This is a genomic window from Xanthomonas sp. BRIP62415 (assembly GCF_003993515.1).
Classification (GTDB): domain Bacteria; phylum Pseudomonadota; class Gammaproteobacteria; order Xanthomonadales; family Xanthomonadaceae; genus Xanthomonas; species Xanthomonas euroxanthea.
The window spans coordinates 1-16,435 of record NZ_QEZH01000031.1 but is presented as its reverse complement, the minus strand read 5'-3'; the positions used below and the strand labels follow the sequence as shown (position 1 = coordinate 16,435).

Below are 16,435 nucleotides of genomic sequence, written 5' to 3'. Positions count from 1 at the left end.
TCAGCGCGGCGATGCCGGTGCGGCAGCGTCGAGAAGCCGCCTTGCAGCGGTCGCGTTGGACCCTAGCAGCGGGGTTGTGACGGGAGCTATAGCAATTGCGGCAGGCCTCGCTCGTCATCTGCGATAGCGGGCGCTAGCTGACAGCCGAAGCGTGCGCCGATCCGCAGTTCGCAGTGCAAATGGCAGCGTCACTGCATGTATCGGTCATCTGCATGACGGCGCAGTGCACGCGAATGGTGCAGAGCCACATGAGGCGTGGTCCGTCTGCTGGCCGCCCTGCGGCTGCTTGCTCCAGGCGCGTCGTACGCGCCGAGCTTGCCTGTCGGCAGTCAGGCTTCCACCACGCGGCCCTCGGCGTACCGGCACCGAGCTGTCAGCTCTACTCGCCTCTCCGGTTTTGCGATAGCGTTCGCAAGCACAGATAACGCAACAGCCGGAGGGGGCGACGATGCGCATCGGAATCGTGGTGGACAGTGCCTGCGATTTGCCGCAAGACTTTATTCAACGCAACAGCGTCATCGTGTTGCCGATCAGCGTACGCATCGGCGAAGCGGTGCTGGCCGACCACCGCGATGAGGAAGCGACGCTGAGCTTTCTGCAGGCGCATGTGGCCGAGCGCGGACACGAGGCGGAAACCACGCCATTTTCGGTCAATCAGATTCGCGACCTGTTCCTGCAACGGCTGGTCATCGACTACGACCATGTGTTCTGCCTGACCATCTCCAAGCTGCGCAGCCAGATCTTCGACAACGCGATGCAGGCAAGCTTCGCGATCCTCAACGATTACAAGCCGATCCGGCAGGCCGCCGGCCACACCTCGCCATTCGCGCTGCGCGTGATCGATACCCTCAACCTGTTCGCCGGCCAGGGCATCACGGCAGTGGAAGCGGTGCGCCTGCGCGAACGGGGTCAGGGCGTGGCGGCAATCCGCAGCCGGCTCGAACAACTGGCCGAGCACACCTATGGCTACATGATTCCGCGCGATCTCTACTACCTGCGCGCGCGTGCGCGCAGCAAGGGCGACCGCAGCGTTGGCCTGATCGGCGCCGCGCTCGGCAGCGCGCTGGATATCAAGCCGGTGCTGCGCGCCTACCGCGGCATCACCGAGCCGGTGGCCAAGCTGAAGGGCTTCGAGCCGTCGGCAGAGAAGCTGTTCGGCTTTGCCGTGCGCAGGATCCGCGCGGGCTTGATGACGCCGACCGTGTGCGTGGGCTACGGCGGCGAACTGGCCGAGTTGCACGCGCTTCCCGGTTACGCCGCCTTGCAGAACGCCTGCCAGACACACAACGTGGAACTATTCGAAAGCGTGATGAGCCTGACCGGCATGGTCAACGTCGGCAAGGGCGCACTGGCAGTGGCATTTGCGGCCGAAGCGCATACATTCTCGGCTTGACCGCATGCATTCTTGGCCATGAAAAACATGGTCGACGGTGGCGTCCTCACTGCTCGCGGGATACGCCGTGGACCGACACAAACGCAACTGACAGCTTGAGTCGCGGCATCACTTGTTAGATGCAATCAAAAGACCTGGTGCGTCGAGTGCGCGGTGCCCACACCGCTTGCGGGACACGCCGTAAACCCGTCGATGGGGGCTCGGTGGCGGCATCCATGCCGCCACACGGTCCCGCAACCGGCGAGGACACCGCACCAGACAGTGGGTCGGCGCTCATCTGAAAGCTGTCTCTCGTGCGGTGTGCATCAGACGTGGAGCCGATGCTTCACGATTGAACAAGGCGCACCCAGCACTGCTCTTACTTTGCGTATCGACCATCTCGACTGGTCCTTGCCCGCTCACTGTCGCGGGACCCTGAGCGGCATGGATGCCGCGCCGGAGCCTACATGGACGTACTTGCGGCGTGTCCTGCGATGGTGGGCGGGCAAGGGCCCTGCAGCAAACTCGCAGCGTCGAAGGCGCGGCGTCCTCACCGCTTGCGGGACACGCCGTAAACCCGTCCATGGGGGCTCGGTGGCGGCATCCATGCCGCCACACGGTCCTGCAACCGGCGAGGACACCGCACCAGACAGTGGGTCGGCGCTCATCTGAAAGCTGCCTGTAATGCGGCGGTGTGCAGATGCTTCACGATCGAACAAGGCGCGTCCGGCGCTGCTCTTAACCTTGCGTACCGACCATCTCGACTGGCCCTTGCCCGCCCACCGTCGCGGGACCTTACGCGGCATGGATGCCGCGTAAGAGCCTACATGGACGTACTTGCGGCGTGTCCCGCGATGGTGGGCGGGCAAGGGCCCTGCAGCCAAGCGCCAGATCGACTGCTCTACCGCTGATCCCAGCAGCCAGGCAACCGCCCTGACGCTCTGCAACACTGCCGGCGCCGGAAAGGACACCCCGCCGATCAGGTCGGTCGTGTCCGGGTGGGTTGCCGTTACGCATTCAATAAAGGGCGATTGATCCACGCGTACACCTGATCGGGTGTATGCGGCCGACAACTCACCGCGCCATTAGCTCGGCGCAGCGTTACCGCAGCGGCACATTCAATACCGAAGGCGTTGCCACCGGCGAGGTAAACGTCACTGTGCCGCCGCCATCGCTGGCATCGGTATAACGCGCGTCGTGCGTGTCGATCACCAGCACCAGGCGCTGCCCTGCCGGAATCTCCGCAGCAGCCGCTTGCAGCGGCCAATCCAGCGTCACTGCGCGGCCCGGCGTGGCCCCGCGCAGAGAATACGGCGCATGCGTGACCAATTGCGCCACGCCCACTGCATCCATGCGGTACAGATACGCGAACAGGCTCACCTTCGACTGACTGGGCACCACGGTCACGCGCAGCGATGGACTGCCGGCCAGCCGGCGTACCGTGCTTGACGGCGCGCCCACCCACACTGCCGCGCCGATGCGATTGACCAACGGAATCGACGTGGTGACCGGCACGCCGATGCCTTGCAACAGACCGCTGACCAGCACCACGCCCGAGTCGGCCAAGGTCGGCACATCGGTGGCGATGCGCGATTGCCATCCGCTGGCGGTACCGCCGATCAAGCCGCCGGTGGGGCTGAGCAACCCGGCCGGTGCGGATAGCCCCAGGCGCGTGGTGCCCTGCTGCACCGATGCCCAGTCCGCGTACTCCAGCCACTGTCCTGCGCGCGGCGACAGCCGCACCGGCGCTTCTGCATCCACCCCGTTACGCACCTGCTTGAGATGACGATCGAACCAGCGCGTGGTCGCCGTGTAGACCTCGTTGGGCAGGCCCAGCGCGCCCGGCAGTTCCGCCGTGGCGTGATCGCCCTGGCTGAGCAGCAATTGCTTGGGCCCGCGCAGCTGGTTGAAGAACGCGATGGTCTGATTCGGCGGAAACAGGCCATCGTTGAAGGCATTGCCCAGCAGCACCGCGGTGCCCCGCGCATTGAGCGCAGCCACCTCGCTTGCCGGGCTGCGCGACGCGGCCTGCGGCAGGAAGCCCTGCACTGCGCCGTCGTAATCGCCAACGGCAACCCGTGTGCTGATCTGCGCCAGATCCGGACCGGGCCGTCCGGTCAGCGCGCCGGCACCGACCAGGAGTCCAACGCCTTGCTGGCTGACGGTGCGATTGGAATACAGCGACGCTTCCAGATCCGCCCAGCCGCTGAGCGCGGCCACGGCCTTGATGCGCGGATCGCGCCCGGCCGCCAACAGGCTGATGCCCGCTCCGTACGAGATGCCCGATGCACCGATCGCGTTCGGGTTGGCCGGTGTATGCGCCAGCGCCCAGTCGATCACCGCGCTGACGTCTTCCACCGTGTCGACGCCGGCGATGTCGATCTGCCCGGCCGAATCCCAGAACCCGCGCGAGGTATAGCTGACGACCACGTAGCCATCGCTGGCCAGTTGGGTCGCACGGCCGAGGTATTCCAGGTTCGGCAACGACCAGCTGGCCGGCATCACGACCAGCGGAAACGGCCCGCTGCCCTGCCCCTGCGGCACCAGGACCAGCGCGCCCATCGGCGCGCCATCCCAGCCGGGAATGCGTTCATAGGTCTTGCTGAAAGCGCCCGCCATCGCCGACGCCGATGCCACCAGCAACGCCAGTGCGGCGATGCCTCCGATCCAAGGCTTGTTCATGGTTCTCTCCCACGCAAGGCCGGGCCGGGATGGCCCAGCGGCAGCTGCCATGCATCCGTGGTTCGGGGGAGAACGTCGCGAACGTACCAGACGGTACGGTATGGCTCAAGGGCCGGGAATCGGGAATCGGGAATCGGGAATCGGGAATCGGGAATCGGGAATCGGGAATCGGGAATCGGGAATCGGGAATCGGGATTCGGGATTCGGGATTCGGGAATCGGGAATCGGGAATCGGGAATCGGGATTCGGGATTCGGGAATCGGGAGGCGGAGCGTAGGCGCCGCAATCGTGACACGTGCTGAAGTGCAAGCCGGCCGGCGCCATCGTATGCCGATCCCGACCCGCAGAGGTTGGCTGCAATGCAGCAGGCCCGCGCAACGCCTCCCGCGCGAACCGCTCAGCCCACGAAGTGCTGATACCCGCGCTGCGGCGGCTGCCATGGCTTGCCGTCGGCGTCGTGGACCACCACGCCCGGCGTGGCGACGATCCGGCCAATGCGTGTCACGGCGACTGCGGCGAAGTCCATCGCCTGCAGCACCGCCTCGCGGTGTTGCACGGCGGCGGTGAAGCACAGCTCGTAGTCGTCGCCGCCGCCGAGTTGCCAGCCGATGCATTGCAGCGCGCTGATCCCGGCGCTGCGCGGCATCGCCGGCAACGCCGTCAGCGCCAGCTGCGCGCCCACGCCGCTGCGTTCGCACAGATGCCCCAGATCGGCCAGCAACCCATCGGAGACATCCACACAGGCATGCGCAAGCCCACGCAGGCGCAGCCCGGCCTGCACGCGCGGCTGCGGGCGCAGCAGGCGGCCGCGCCACTGCTCGTGCACCGGATCGGCCGCCGCGCAGGTCACGTCCAGCTGGCCAGCCTGCCACAGCGACAAGGCCGCGGCCGCCTCGCCCGGCGCACCGGTCACCCACACATCGTCGCCCACACGCGCCCCATCGCGACGCAACGCCGCACCCGGCGGCAGGCTGCCGATCGCGGTCACCGCGCACGACAACGGCCCGCGTGTGGTGTCCCCACCGACCAGTGCGATGTCGTGCGCGTCGGCCAGTGCAAGGAAGCCATCGGCGAACGCATCGACCCAGTCGGCATCGTCGTGCGGCAACGACAGCGACAAGGTGCACCAGCGCGGCTGCGCACTCATCGCGGCCAGATCGGACAGATTGACCGCCAGCGTCTTCCAGCCCAGATCCTCGGCACGCGTCTCGTGCGGGAAATGCACGCCCGCATTGAGCGTATCGGCGGTGATCGCCAGCTGCTCGCCCGGCGGCGGCTGCAGCAGCGCCGCATCGTCGCCAATGCCCAACGGCACATCCGCACGCGCCGCAATGCGCGCGCGCAAGCGGGCAATTAGATCGAATTCGGGCATGGGGACGGGAATCGGGAGAAGGGAATCGGGAATCGCATAAGCGCGTCAGGAGATATCGGAAACGGTGCTCTTACGATTCCCCATTCCCAAATGCCCAATCCCGCGGCGCCTCAGGCGCCGCCGGTGCCCGACTCCACCTTGCGCCACTCCACCGAGGCGCGATCCAGCACGCCGTTGACGTAGGTGTGGCCGTGCTCGGAGCCGAAGCGCTTGGCGGTTTCGATCGCTTCGTTGATGACCACGCGGTACGGCACGTCCTGGCGATACAGCAGTTCATAGGCCGCCAGGCGCAGCACCGCACGTTCGATCGCGTCGACCTCTTCCACGCCGCGATCCAGATACGGGGTCAGCGCGGTATCCAGCTCGGCGCGGTTGGTCAGCACGCCTTCGACCAGGTTTTCGAAATAGGCCAGATCGGCCACTTCGTGCGCCTGCTCGTGCGCAAACTGGGATATCACCTGCTTGGCGAACCCGCCGGAAATCTGCCAGGCATACACCGCCTGCAAGGCGCGCCGGCGCGCGCGCGAACGCAGCACCGGATCGATGCCGTCGCGACGGACGTGGCGGGCATGTCCACCGGACTTGCTCATGGCAACAACTCCATCAAATTGACCAGTTCCAATGCCGCAAGCGCGCATTCCTCGCCCTTGTTGCCATGGCTGCCGCCGGCACGCGCCTCGGCATCTTCCACGCGCTCGACCGCCAGCACGCCGTTGAGCACCGGCACGCCGGTCTGCAACTGCACGCTCATCAGGCCTTCGGCGCAGAGGTCGGCCACGTGTTCGTAGTGGCGGGTGTCGCCGCGGATCACGCAGCCCAGCGCGATGATCGCCGCATGCTGGCCGGATTGTCCCAGGCGGTTGGCCGCGATCGGAATTTCCCAGGCGCCCGGCACGCGGACCACGTCGATGGCGTCCTCGCCGATGCCGTTGCCGGCCAGGCTCTGGCGCGCACCGGTGACCAGCGCGTCGGTGATGCGGGCATTCCAGCGGCTGGCGATGATCGCAAAGCGCGCGGTAGTGGGGCGGAGATCGCCTTCGTAGTGGGTCATGCGGGTCGGCAACTCGAGGGGGCGGCAAGTTTAACAGCTGCCGGGGCCCGGCCCGGCCGATGGGTGCCGGCCGGGGCGCCGAAGCAGGCCCGGCCATGTCTGCAGCAGGCGGTGTGCGGGCGCGCAGCACCGGCTGGCGCAACCGCAGGCCAGCGTGGTCGTTGCGCAACCACCGCAGGAACCGCTCGACCGACACGGTTCCAGCGGCGCGTGTGGCAACGACCGGAGCGCCGACTCCAGGCCGCCGGCCCTGCGTCAGGGCAGCGCGGCGACCGGCACCGCACGCACGCCTTCGCCGGGATGGCATTCCAGGTACTCCACCACCTCCAGCCCGAACCCGGCCAGGCCCACCTGACGGCGCGGCGTGCCCAGCACGCGCAGCTTGCCCAGGCCCAGCTCGGCCAGGATCTGCGCGCCGGCGCCATTACGCCGCCACTGGCTGACGTCCTTGGCGTTGGTGGCCGCTTCCGGTTGCTGGCGCAGCCGCGCCAGCAGGGATTCGCTGTCGCGCGGCGCCGACAGCACCACCATCACGCCCTGCCCTTCGGCGGCGATCGCACGCAAGGCATCGGTGGCGGCCACGCCAAAGTCGTCGCGCTGCCAGTGCAGCAGATCGGCCAGCGGGTTTTCCACCTGCACGCGCACCAGCGTCGGGGTGGCCGGATCGGGCGTGCCGCGCACCAGCGCAAAATGCAGGTCGTGCGCGATGCGGTCGCGGTAGGTCACCAGCGTGAACGGGCCGAATTCGGTGCTGATCTCGCGCGCGTCCACACGCTCGACGGTGTGCTCGTTGGCCAGGCGGTAGGCGATCAGGTCGGCGATCGAACCCATCTTCAGCCCGTGCTCGCGCGCGAACACTTCCAGCTGCGGGCGCCGCGCCATGCTGCCGTCCGGGTTGAGCACTTCCACCAGCACGCCGGCCGGTTCCAGCCCGGCCAGCATCGGCAGGTCGCTGGCCGCTTCGGTGTGGCCGGCGCGGGTCAGCACCCCGCCGGGCTGGGAGATCAGCGGGAAGATATGCCCAGGCTGGCTCAGGTCTTGCGGCCTGGCATCCGGCCGCACCGCGGTGCGTACCGTGTGCGCACGGTCGTAGGCGGAGATGCCGGTGGTCACGCCTTCGGCCGCCTCGATGCTGACGGTGAAGTTGGTCTGGAACTGCGCGGTGTTGTTGCGCACCATCGGCGCCAGGCCCAGCTGCGCGCAGCGCTCGCGGGTCAGCGACAGGCACACCAGCCCGCGCGCGTGGGTCACCATGAAGTTGATGTCCGACGGCTTGACCAGCTCGGCGGCCATGATCAGGTCGCCTTCGTTCTCGCGGTCTTCGTCATCGACGATCACCACCATGCGGCCTGCGCGCAGTTCCTCGATCAGTTCCGGAACGGGTGCGAAATTCATGCCGCACCCCGCGTGCCGAGCAGGCGTTCGACGTAGCGCGCCACCAGATCGATCTCCAGATTCACTGCCGCGCCGACCGCCGTCCGCGCAAACGCGGTGTTGGCCACCGTGTGCGGAATCAACGCGACCTCGAAGCCGTCCTCGTCCACTTCGTTGACGGTCAGGCTGACTCCGTCCACGCAGATCGAGCCCTTCTTGGCGACATAGCGCAATACCGACGACGGGGCGGCAAACCGCCAGCGCTGCGCCCGTGCATCGCCATGCACCGACTGCACCTGGCCCAGGCCATCGACATGGCCGCTGACCAGATGCCCGCCGAGGCGGTCGGTCGGGCGCATCGCACGCTCCAGATTCAGCAGCGCGCCTTCCGGCAAGCTGCCCAAGGTGGTCAGCGACAGGGTTTCGGTGGACGCATCGGCCTGGAAGCTGCCGGCATCGAACGCAATCACGGTCAGGCACACGCCGTTGACCGCGATGCTCTCGCCCAGTTGCACCGCGTCGAATGGCAGGTTGCCGGTGGCGAAGGTGAAACGCACATCGCCGCCTTGCGGCTGGCGCGCTGCCAGGTGGCCGACGCCTTCAATGATTCCGGTAAACATCAGCATGCCCCCGTCGTTGACGACAACGGAGCGCACGCGGTGCGGTGGAAGATCGCGACGCAGCGCGACGGGTGAGGCAGGGACATAGTCGTTTCTCGCAGGAGTTGAGCGAAAAACGCCACAAGGCAAACAGGCGCGCGCACAGCCGCGAGGCTGCGCGTTGGCCGTCTTCTTTCATCCGGACTATACCGTCGGCCCCGGCATCGCACCGGATCTGCTGACCTTGCGCAGCGGGTTTCGCGTGGATCCGCTCAACTCCGATGTGCAAGCGCTCGCGGGCTCGCATGCTTGCGCATGCCTACCGCCGGTGGGGAATCGCACCCCGCCCTGAAGACGTTCGTGAGTACCGGCGAACCGGTGCGCAAAGTCTAACAGGGCCCATCGGCGCGATGGCTGAGCGTCAGCGACGGCTGGCAGGACACTGCGTCATGTGGGGAAATCCCCCATAGCCAGGATTGTGAAGGATCTGTTAATTTACCCGCCGCGACGGGAGAAGTCGCTTTTTCCCTCCCGCAACGGGACGGAGACACGGACATCAATTCGGAGAGAGACATCCAATGCGTAACACCCTGATCCTGGCTGCCCTGCTGGCCGCCGCACCGTTTGCCGCATCGGCCGAAGGCCTGAGCTATTCCTACGTCGAAGGCGGCTGGAACCGGACCGAAATCAACGTCAACGACGCGTCCGACGATATCGACGGTGGCTACATCCGCGGTTCCTGGCAGATTGCCCAGCCGGCCTACCTGCTGGCCAGCTACGAACGTGCCACCAAGGATTACAACCTCGGCAGCGGCTTCGTGATCGACGGCACCCTGCAGCAGGCTACGCTGGGTATCGGCTACCGCCAGGAAATGACCGAGCGCGTCGAGTTCACCGCCGACATCAGCGTGCTGCGCACCAAGATCGAATCCGACCTGCGCCTGCGCGGTCGCTCGATCGACAACGCGTCCGACTCGACCAGCCTGGGCTTTGCCAACCTGGGCCTGCGCGGCAAGCCCTCGCCGCGCACCGAAGCCTGGATCAAGGCCGGCTACATCGACGGCAGCGACGTGGACGAAGGCGAGTTCGTCGGCACCCTGGGTGGCCAGGTCAACTTCACCCGCACCTGGGGCCTGGTTGCCGAAGCGCAGTTCGTCGACAACGCCAACCAGTACAAGGTGGGCGTGCGCGCAAGCTTCTGATCGGCGCGTCGCAGATGCACGAAGGCCCCGCATGCGGGGCCTTTTTCATGCGCGCAACCACACGCCCGCGCGGCATCGGGCAAGCGGTGCAGTGCTCATCCGGCAACAACCGGCGCATAACGCAGACGCAGATCCTGCCCCAGCTGGCGCACATCCAGCAGCTGCAACGCAGCGCGCTGTGCCATCGTCTCGATGTCTAGCCCGGCCAGCAGCGGCCTGGCGGTATCGCCCAGCAGTACCGGCGCCACGTAGACCAGCAATTCGTCGACCAGCCCGGCTTGCAGCAGCGCACCGCTCACTGTTGCACCGGCTTCCACATGCACCTCGTTGATGCCGCGCTCGGCAAGCAGGGCCAACACGGCACCCAGCTCGAAACGGCCGGCATGCAACGGCATCGCAATGAACTGCGCATCGTCCAGCGACGGCGCGGCCACATCCTCGCCATGCAGATACAACGTGGGCGCCTCGCCCTGGCGAATGGTGTTGCATGCCAACGTCCGCAACCCGGCGTCGAGCACCACGCGCAGCGGCGGCACGAACGGCGTGTCATCGCCCAGCCGCACCGTCATCGATGGGTCGTCGGCCAGCACCGTACCGGCGCCAGTGAGGATCGCGCCGGCACGCGCACGCCAGCGCTGCACATCCGCGCGTGCATCGGCGCCGGTGATCCACTTGGATTCACCGCTGGCCAGCGCAGTCCGCCCATCCAGGCTGGCGCCGAGCTTGACCCGCAGCCACGGCCGCCCGCGCTCCACCCGCGACAGGAAGCCCCGGTTGAGCGCGCGCGCCTGTGCCTGCAGGACCCCGCTGAGCACCTCGATCCCGGCCTCGCGCAGCAACGCGAACCCGCCACCGTTGACCTGCGGAAACGGGTCGGCCATCGCCGCGACCACACGCGCCACTCCGGCATCGATCAAGGCCAGGGCACAGGGCGGCGTGCGTCCGTAGTGCGCGCACGGCTCCAGCGTGACGTAGGCGGTGGCGCCCCGCGCCAGCGCACCGGCTGCGCGCAGCGCGAACACTTCCGCATGCGGGCCGCCGGCACGTTGATGAAAACCTTCGCCCACGCACACGCCATCGCGCACGATCACGCAGCCAACCATCGGATTGGGGCGCGTGGTGTAGGCACCGCGCTCGGCCAGACGCAATGCCTGGGCCATCCAGCGATGATCGTCGGCCGTCACGCGCACTGCAGCACCGGCGCGATCTGCATCACCACGATCTGCATCGGCCCCAGCAGTAACTCTGCATGCGTATGCCAGCCCAGCCGCTGGTAGTACGGCGCCAGTGCTGGCTGGCAATACAGATACAAGGCCGGCACGCCCATGCGCGCGGCGGCCTGCACGCAGTGCGTCACCAGCGCCTCGCCGATGCCCTGCCCACGCGCCTGCGGCTGCACGTACAGCGACGCCAGCCAGGGCGACCACTGGCGAATACGCGCATCGTCGTTTTCCAGCAGGCTGACCGACCCGAGCCACTGTGCCTGATCGAGCGCAACCCAGGTGGTCGGGATCACGCCGTCGCGGCTGTGGCTGCGCAACTCGCGCAAGGCCTCATCGAAATTCCAGTCCGGCAACAGGCTGCCGAAGGCCTGCAGATGCGCCTGCGCGAGGGCGGGCAACAGCTCCGGCGTGTCGGCCACGCAGGCGATGCGCATCGCGCTCACCGCTTGCCGGGCTTGCCGGCGCGTTCCAGCGCCGCTTCCAGCAGCGGCAGTTGCTCGATGCCGACCGGCAGTTCGCGCTCGAGCTTTTCGATTTCCTCGCGGAAATCGGCAACGTCCTGGAAGCTGCGGTACACCGAGGCAAAGCGTACATAGCCCACATGATCGAGCTTGCGCAGCTCGACCATCACGTACTCGCCCACCCGCAGCGAGCCGACCTCGCGCTCGCCGGACATGCGCAACTGATGCACCACCGCGCGCACCGCCGCTTCGATCTGTTCTTCGGACACCGGGCGCTTTTGCAGCGCGCGGTCGAAACTGGTGCGCAGCTTGCGCGCGTCGAAGGCCTCGCGCCCGCCATCACTCTTGACCACGGTCGGCAGCTTGAGTTCGATCGTTTCCAGGGTGCTGAAACGCTCGCCGCACGCCTCGCACTCACGGCGCCGACGAATTGTCGTGCCGTCTTCGGACACGCGCGAATCGATCACGCGGGTGTCGTTGTGCTGGCAAAAGGGGCAGTGCATCAGGCGTCCGGGAATAGGGAGAGGGGAATAGGGAATCGGAACGGCACAGCTATCGCAGCGTTGCTTTTACCATTCTCGTCTCCCTATTCCCCATTCCCGTCTCAGCCATACACCGGATACTTTTTGCACTGCGCCGTCACCGCGTCGCGGACCTTGGCCAGCACCGCTTCGTCGCTGGGGGCGTCGAGCACATCGGCGATCCAGTTGGCCAGGTCGATGCTGTCCTGCTCCAGGTAACCGCGGGTGGTGATCGCCGGGGTGCCCAGGCGCAGGCCGGAGGTGACGAACGGCGAGCGCGGGTCGTTGGGCACCGAGTTCTTGTTGACGGTGATGTGCGCCTTGCCGAGCGCGGCTTCGGCGTCCTTGCCGGAAACGTCGCGGCCGATCATGTCCACCAGCATCAGGTGATTCTCGGTGCCGCCGGACACGATCTTGTAGCCGCGCGCGATCAGCGTGTTGGCCATCGCCTGCGCGTTCTTGACCACCTGCTGCTGGTAGGTCTTGAAGTCCGGCTCCAGTGCTTCCTTGAACGCCACCGCCTTGGCCGCGATCACGTGCATCAGCGGGCCGCCCTGGATGCCGGGGAACACGATCGACTGCAGCTTCTTCTGCAGCTCCTCACTCGCGCCCTTGGCCACGATGATGCCGCCACGCGGGCCGCGCAGGGTCTTGTGGGTGGTCGAGGTGACCACGTGCGCATGCTCCAGCGGGCTCGGATACACACCGGCGGCGACCAGGCCGGCCACATGCGCCATGTCCACGAACAGATACGCACCGACGCTGTCGGCGATGGCGCGGAAGCGCGCCCAGTCGATCTTCTGCGAATACGCCGAGAAGCCGGCCACGACCATCTTCGGCGTGTGCTCGGTGGCCAGGCGCTGGACCTCGTCGTAATCGATCAGGCCCTGCTCGTTGACACCGTACTGCACCGCGTTGAACAGCTTGCCGGAGACATTGACCTTGGCGCCGTGGGTCAGGTGACCGCCGTGGGCCAGGCTCATGCCCAGGATGGTGTCGCCCGGCTGCAGCAACGCCAGATACACCGCCTGGTTGGCCTGCGAGCCGCTATGCGGCTGCACATTCGCATAGTCGGCGCCGAACACCTGCTTGATGCGCTCGATCGCCAGCTGCTCGGCAATGTCGACGAACTCGCAACCGCCGTAGTAGCGCTTGCCCGGATAGCCCTCGGCGTACTTGTTGGTCAACTGGCTGCCCTGGGCTTCCATCACCAGCGGGCTGCAGTAGTTTTCGCTGGCGATCAGCTCGACGTGATCCTCCTGGCGGCCGGCTTCGGCAGCGATGGCCTGGGCCAGTTCGGGGTCGTAGGTTTCCAGTCGGACGTCGCGCGAGAACATGCAGAGCTCCGGGGCAGCTGTTGCCAGTAGGGGCGCCGATTGTAAGCCCCCGCGTGGACAGGTGACCAATTGCGGCGCCGGCGCGGGCCACGCGGGCCTTGGCGCGCCCGGCCCTTGAACGACAAGGGCGCACCGGAGTGCGCCCTCGTGTAAGGCCCTGCCCGCTTGCCGGGTCAGGCCGGCCAGGCCACTGCTGAACTTAGTTGTTGAGCACCAGGTCGGCGATCACACCGGTTGCAATGGCCACAAGCAGCAGATTGCCGGTGTTGTCGCGCTGCCAACGGTAGCCATACGGCGGGCGGCGCAGGTTGTAGCGGTCGTAGTCGTTGATCACGTAGACCGGGCCGTGGTAGCGCTGACCGCGGGCCCAGTACGGGCGCGGCGGCGGACCGGCGCGGTAGTAGTTGGGGCGATCGTAGACATAGACCCGATTGCGGTCGTAGCGACGGTCCTGATAGCGCGCGTCGCGATAGCCCTCGCGGTAGCCATTGCTGTAGTAACGGCGGTCCTGGCGCCACTCGCGGCGGTCTGCGCGGCGGTCATCCCGGCGGTCATTGCGCCAGTCGCCGCGATGATCGCGGTGGCCGTGGTCATGCCCACGGCGGTCGTCGCGGTCCCAATCCCCGGCAAATGCGGCCGGTGCGGCGAAGCCCAGCGCCAAGATGGAGGAAAGCACAACAGTCACGATGCGTTTGCGGTTCATGGGATTGCTCCTGTCTGCGATGTCGCAATTTCATTAATACGCCAATCGCCTTAACGCATTCTTGCTGGAATCGATTACGAAAACGCCCATTCAGGTGACAGGTAAGCTGCCGTTTAGCTGCCGCATCGCCGCCGCGAGCCAGGCCGCTTGCCCGTATAATCGGCGCAATCCCTTTTCCGCTGCCTCCGGCCCCGGCCGGTGGGCTGCCTGCGTCCACGGAGCACCCATGTCGCAATACATCTACACCATGAACCGCGTCAGCAAGGTGGTCCCGCCCAAGCGGCAGATCATCAAGGACATCTCGCTGAGCTTTTTCCCGGGCGCCAAGATCGGCCTGCTGGGCCTGAACGGCGCCGGCAAGTCCACGGTGCTGAAGATCATGGCCGGCGTGGATACCGATTTCGAGGGCGAAGCCCGTCCGCAGGCCGGCATCAAGGTCGGCTACCTGGCGCAGGAGCCGCAGCTCAACCCCGAGCACACCGTGCGCGAAGCGGTCGAGGAAGGCGTGGGCGACGTGCTGCAGGCACAGGCCGCGCTGGATGCGGTGTACCTGGCCTATGCCGAGGAAGGCGCCGATTTCGACGCGCTGGCCAAGGAACAGGAACGCCTGGAGGCGATCCTGGCCGCCGGTGACGCGCACACCCTGGAGAACCAGCTGGACGTGGCCGCCGATGCGCTGCGCCTGCCGCCGTGGGACGCCATCGTCGGCAAGCTGTCCGGTGGTGAAAAGCGCCGCGTGGCGCTGTGCCGCCTGCTGCTGCAGAAGCCGGACATGCTGCTGCTGGACGAACCGACCAACCACCTGGACGCCGAGTCGGTGGAGTGGCTGGAACAGTTCCTGGCGCGCTACACCGGCACCGTGGTGGCGGTCACGCATGATCGCTACTTCCTCGACAACGCCGCCGAGTGGATCCTGGAGCTGGACCGCGGCCGCGGCATTCCATGGAAGGGCAACTACACCGACTGGCTGACCCAGAAGGACGAGCGCCTCAAGCAGGAAGACAACCAGGAAAAGTCACGCCAGAAGGCGATCCAGAAGGAACTGGAATGGTCGCGCCAGAATGCCAAGGGCGGGCGCACCAAGGGCAAGGCGCGTCTGGCCCGCCTGGAAGAGCTGCAGTCGGTGGATTACCAGCGCCGCAACGAAACCAATGAAATCTTCATCCCGCCGGGCGAGCGCCTGGGCAACTCGGTGATGGAGTTCAAGAACGTGTCCAAGAAGTTCGGCGACCGCCTGCTGATCGACAACCTGTCGATGATCGTGCCGCCTGGCGCCATCGTCGGCATCATCGGCCCCAACGGTGCCGGTAAGTCGACCCTGTTCAAGATGATCACCGGCCAGGAAAAACCCGATTCCGGCGAGATCGTGATGGGCCCGACCGTGCAGCTGTCGTACGTGGACCAGAGCCGCGATGCGCTGGAGGGCAACCACAACGTGTTCCAGGAAATCGCAGGCGGCCTGGACATCCTCAACATCAACGGCGTGGAGATCCAGTCGCGCGCCTACATCGGCCGCTTCAACTTCAAGGGCCAGGACCAGCAGAAGATGGTCGGCTCGCTCTCCGGTGGTGAGCGCGGTCGTCTGCACATGGCCAAGACACTGCTGCAGGGCGGCAACGTGCTGCTGCTCGACGAACCGTCCAACGACCTGGACATCGAAACGCTGCGTGCGCTGGAAGATGCATTGCTGGAGTTCCCGGGCAATACCTTCGTGATCTCGCATGATCGCTGGTTCCTGGATCGCATCGCCACGCACATCCTGTCGTTCGAAGGCGAGTCGCACGTGGAGTTCTTCCAGGGCAACTACCGCGAGTACGAAGAAGACAAGCGCCGCCGCATGGGCGATGACGCCGGTCCCAAGCGTCTGCGCTTCAAGGCGCTCAAGTAAGTACGACAAGGGCGCCGCAAGGCGCCCTTGTCATATGCGATGCCGCGGTGCGATCACAGGTCGTAGGACAGCACGTCCTCGAAACCGAAGGTGGCGAAGTTCTCGATCCGCGAGGGGTACAGGCGGCCGACCAGATGGTCGTATTCGTGCTGCACCACGCGTGCGTGGAAGCCTTCGGCCTCGCGTTCGATCGGGCTGCCGTCCGGCGCGAAGCCACGGTAGCGAATGACGCGATAGCGCGGAATGACGGCACGCAGGCCGGGAATGGACAGACAGCCCTCCCAGCCGTTTTCCATCTCCTCCGACAGTGGTTCGATCTGTGCATTGGCCAATGCGGTGCGCGGTACCGCCGGCGCCTCGGGATAGCGATCGCTGGCTTCGAAGCCGAACACCATCAGCTGCAGATCCACTGCGATCTGCGGTGCGGCCAGGCCGACGCCGCGCGCATCGTCCATGGTCTCGAACATGTCGGCCACCAGCGTGCGCAGCTCGGCGCTGCCCAGGTTGGTCACCGGTGGCGCCACGCGCAGCAGGCGTTTGTCGCCCATGCGGATAATCTCGCGAATCATCTGGCTGCTCCGGGGAAACGTTGTGGCGATTCTAGGACCTGTGCGGTAGGGGCAGGTGAGGTTGGGGAATGGGGAATGGGG

General features: G+C 66.5%; 15 protein-coding genes and 1 riboswitch. Of the genes, 3 read left to right on the top strand and 12 right to left on the bottom strand.

Annotated features, from left to right (window positions below; translation table 11 throughout):
• Window positions 1-448: 448 nt before the first annotated feature.
• Complete coding sequence (locus EO141_RS16360) at window positions 449-1,393, top strand: DegV family protein (RefSeq protein ID WP_119130956.1); 945 nt, start codon at window positions 449-451, stop codon at window positions 1,391-1,393.
• 1,080 nt (window positions 1,394-2,473) lie between these two features.
• On the opposite strand, the gene EO141_RS16350 is transcribed toward EO141_RS16360, so the two are convergent.
• From EO141_RS16350 to EO141_RS16320, 6 genes are all read right to left on the bottom strand, one after another.
• Window positions 2,474-4,054 (bottom strand): CocE/NonD family hydrolase, encoded by a 1,581-nt coding sequence (locus tag EO141_RS16350; protein WP_127169699.1) that lies wholly within the window; start codon window positions 4,052-4,054, stop codon window positions 2,474-2,476.
• Window positions 4,055-4,451: 397 nt separating this feature from the next.
• Window positions 4,452-5,426: a thiamine-phosphate kinase gene (gene thiL / locus EO141_RS16340; RefSeq protein WP_127169698.1), complete on the bottom strand. Its 975-nt coding sequence runs from the start codon at window positions 5,424-5,426 to the stop codon at window positions 4,452-4,454.
• Window positions 5,427-5,536: 110 nt separating this feature from the next.
• On the bottom strand, window positions 5,537-6,016 hold the full coding sequence (gene nusB / locus EO141_RS16335) for a transcription antitermination factor NusB (protein ID WP_104585534.1): 480 nt from the start codon (window positions 6,014-6,016) through the stop codon (window positions 5,537-5,539).
• Window positions 6,013-6,477 (bottom strand): 6,7-dimethyl-8-ribityllumazine synthase, encoded by a 465-nt coding sequence (gene ribH / locus EO141_RS16330; protein ID WP_039423375.1) that lies wholly within the window; start codon window positions 6,475-6,477, stop codon window positions 6,013-6,015. The genes nusB and ribH overlap by 4 nt, the downstream gene beginning before the upstream one ends.
• A gap of 255 nt (window positions 6,478-6,732) precedes the next feature.
• Window positions 6,733-7,872 (bottom strand): 3,4-dihydroxy-2-butanone-4-phosphate synthase, encoded by a 1,140-nt coding sequence (ribB, locus tag EO141_RS16325; RefSeq protein WP_104585536.1) that lies wholly within the window; start codon window positions 7,870-7,872, stop codon window positions 6,733-6,735.
• Window positions 7,869-8,471 carry a riboflavin synthase gene (locus tag EO141_RS16320; protein ID WP_104585583.1) on the bottom strand — a complete coding sequence of 201 codons (603 nt, stop codon included), beginning with the start codon at window positions 8,469-8,471 and terminating at the stop codon, window positions 7,869-7,871. Before EO141_RS16320 ends, ribB begins: the two co-directional genes overlap by 4 nt.
• A gap of 162 nt (window positions 8,472-8,633) precedes the next feature.
• Window positions 8,634-8,810: riboswitch (FMN riboswitch) on the bottom strand.
• Window positions 8,811-9,028: 218 nt separating this feature from the next.
• Here EO141_RS16320 and EO141_RS16315 point away from each other — a divergent pair.
• Entirely contained in the window at window positions 9,029-9,652 is a 624-nt protein-coding gene (locus EO141_RS16315; RefSeq protein ID WP_127169697.1) for a hypothetical protein, read from the top strand.
• A 95-nt stretch (window positions 9,653-9,747) separates the two neighbouring features.
• On the opposite strand, the gene ribD is transcribed toward EO141_RS16315, so the two are convergent.
• The 5 genes from ribD to EO141_RS16290 all read right to left on the bottom strand — a co-directional run bounded on the left by ribD (window position 9,748) and on the right by EO141_RS16290 (window position 13,897).
• The gene (ribD, locus tag EO141_RS16310) at window positions 9,748-10,842 is read right to left on the bottom strand and encodes a bifunctional diaminohydroxyphosphoribosylaminopyrimidine deaminase/5-amino-6-(5-phosphoribosylamino)uracil reductase RibD (RefSeq protein ID WP_126969979.1); all 1,095 of its coding nucleotides are present in this window, start codon (window positions 10,840-10,842) and stop codon (window positions 9,748-9,750) included.
• Window positions 10,833-11,318: a GNAT family N-acetyltransferase gene (locus tag EO141_RS16305; RefSeq protein WP_164739254.1), complete on the bottom strand. Its 486-nt coding sequence runs from the start codon at window positions 11,316-11,318 to the stop codon at window positions 10,833-10,835. Before EO141_RS16305 ends, ribD begins: the two co-directional genes overlap by 10 nt.
• The gene (gene nrdR / locus EO141_RS16300) at window positions 11,315-11,839 is read right to left on the bottom strand and encodes a transcriptional regulator NrdR (RefSeq protein WP_006453216.1); all 525 of its coding nucleotides are present in this window, start codon (window positions 11,837-11,839) and stop codon (window positions 11,315-11,317) included. Before nrdR ends, EO141_RS16305 begins: the two co-directional genes overlap by 4 nt.
• Before the next feature lie 101 nt (window positions 11,840-11,940).
• Complete coding sequence (gene glyA, locus EO141_RS16295; RefSeq protein WP_104585542.1) at window positions 11,941-13,194, bottom strand: serine hydroxymethyltransferase; 1,254 nt, start codon at window positions 13,192-13,194, stop codon at window positions 11,941-11,943.
• Between the two features lie 199 nt (window positions 13,195-13,393).
• Window positions 13,394-13,897 (bottom strand): RcnB family protein, encoded by a 504-nt coding sequence (locus EO141_RS16290; RefSeq protein ID WP_127169696.1) that lies wholly within the window; start codon window positions 13,895-13,897, stop codon window positions 13,394-13,396.
• A gap of 226 nt (window positions 13,898-14,123) precedes the next feature.
• On the opposite strand from EO141_RS16290, the gene ettA reads away from it, so the two are divergent.
• A complete protein-coding gene (gene ettA, locus EO141_RS16285; RefSeq protein WP_016904669.1) occupies window positions 14,124-15,785 on the top strand; it encodes an energy-dependent translational throttle protein EttA in 1,662 nt (553 codons plus the stop codon).
• Between the two features lie 53 nt (window positions 15,786-15,838).
• On the opposite strand, the gene def is transcribed toward ettA, so the two are convergent.
• Window positions 15,839-16,354, bottom strand: a complete 516-nt coding sequence (gene def, locus EO141_RS16280) for a peptide deformylase (RefSeq protein ID WP_016904668.1) — start codon at window positions 16,352-16,354, stop codon at window positions 15,839-15,841.
• Between the last annotated feature and the right edge of the window lie 81 nt (window positions 16,355-16,435).

Excerpts from the sequence above, each read along its gene's own strand:
- EO141_RS16360 (WP_119130956.1), top strand. The coding sequence starts at position 449 with ATGCGCATCGGAATCGTGGTGGACAGTGCCTGCGATTTGCCGCAAGAC.
- EO141_RS16350 (WP_127169699.1), bottom strand. The coding sequence starts at position 4,054 with ATGAACAAGCCTTGGATCGGAGGCATCGCCGCACTGGCGTTGCTGGTG.
- thiL (WP_127169698.1), bottom strand. The coding sequence starts at position 5,426 with ATGCCCGAATTCGATCTAATTGCCCGCTTGCGCGCGCGCATTGCGGCG.
- nusB (WP_104585534.1), bottom strand. The coding sequence starts at position 6,016 with ATGAGCAAGTCCGGTGGACATGCCCGCCACGTCCGTCGCGACGGCATC.
- ribH (WP_039423375.1), bottom strand. The coding sequence starts at position 6,477 with ATGACCCACTACGAAGGCGATCTCCGCCCCACTACCGCGCGCTTTGCG.
- ribB (WP_104585536.1), bottom strand. The coding sequence starts at position 7,872 with ATGAATTTCGCACCCGTTCCGGAACTGATCGAGGAACTGCGCGCAGGC.
- EO141_RS16320 (WP_104585583.1), bottom strand. The coding sequence starts at position 8,471 with ATGTTTACCGGAATCATTGAAGGCGTCGGCCACCTGGCAGCGCGCCAG.
- EO141_RS16315 (WP_127169697.1), top strand. The coding sequence starts at position 9,029 with ATGCGTAACACCCTGATCCTGGCTGCCCTGCTGGCCGCCGCACCGTTT.
- nrdR (WP_006453216.1), bottom strand. The coding sequence starts at position 11,839 with ATGCACTGCCCCTTTTGCCAGCACAACGACACCCGCGTGATCGATTCG.
- glyA (WP_104585542.1), bottom strand. The coding sequence starts at position 13,194 with ATGTTCTCGCGCGACGTCCGACTGGAAACCTACGACCCCGAACTGGCC.
- EO141_RS16290 (WP_127169696.1), bottom strand. The coding sequence starts at position 13,897 with ATGAACCGCAAACGCATCGTGACTGTTGTGCTTTCCTCCATCTTGGCG.
- ettA (WP_016904669.1), top strand. The coding sequence starts at position 14,124 with ATGTCGCAATACATCTACACCATGAACCGCGTCAGCAAGGTGGTCCCG.
- def (WP_016904668.1), bottom strand. The coding sequence starts at position 16,354 with ATGATTCGCGAGATTATCCGCATGGGCGACAAACGCCTGCTGCGCGTG.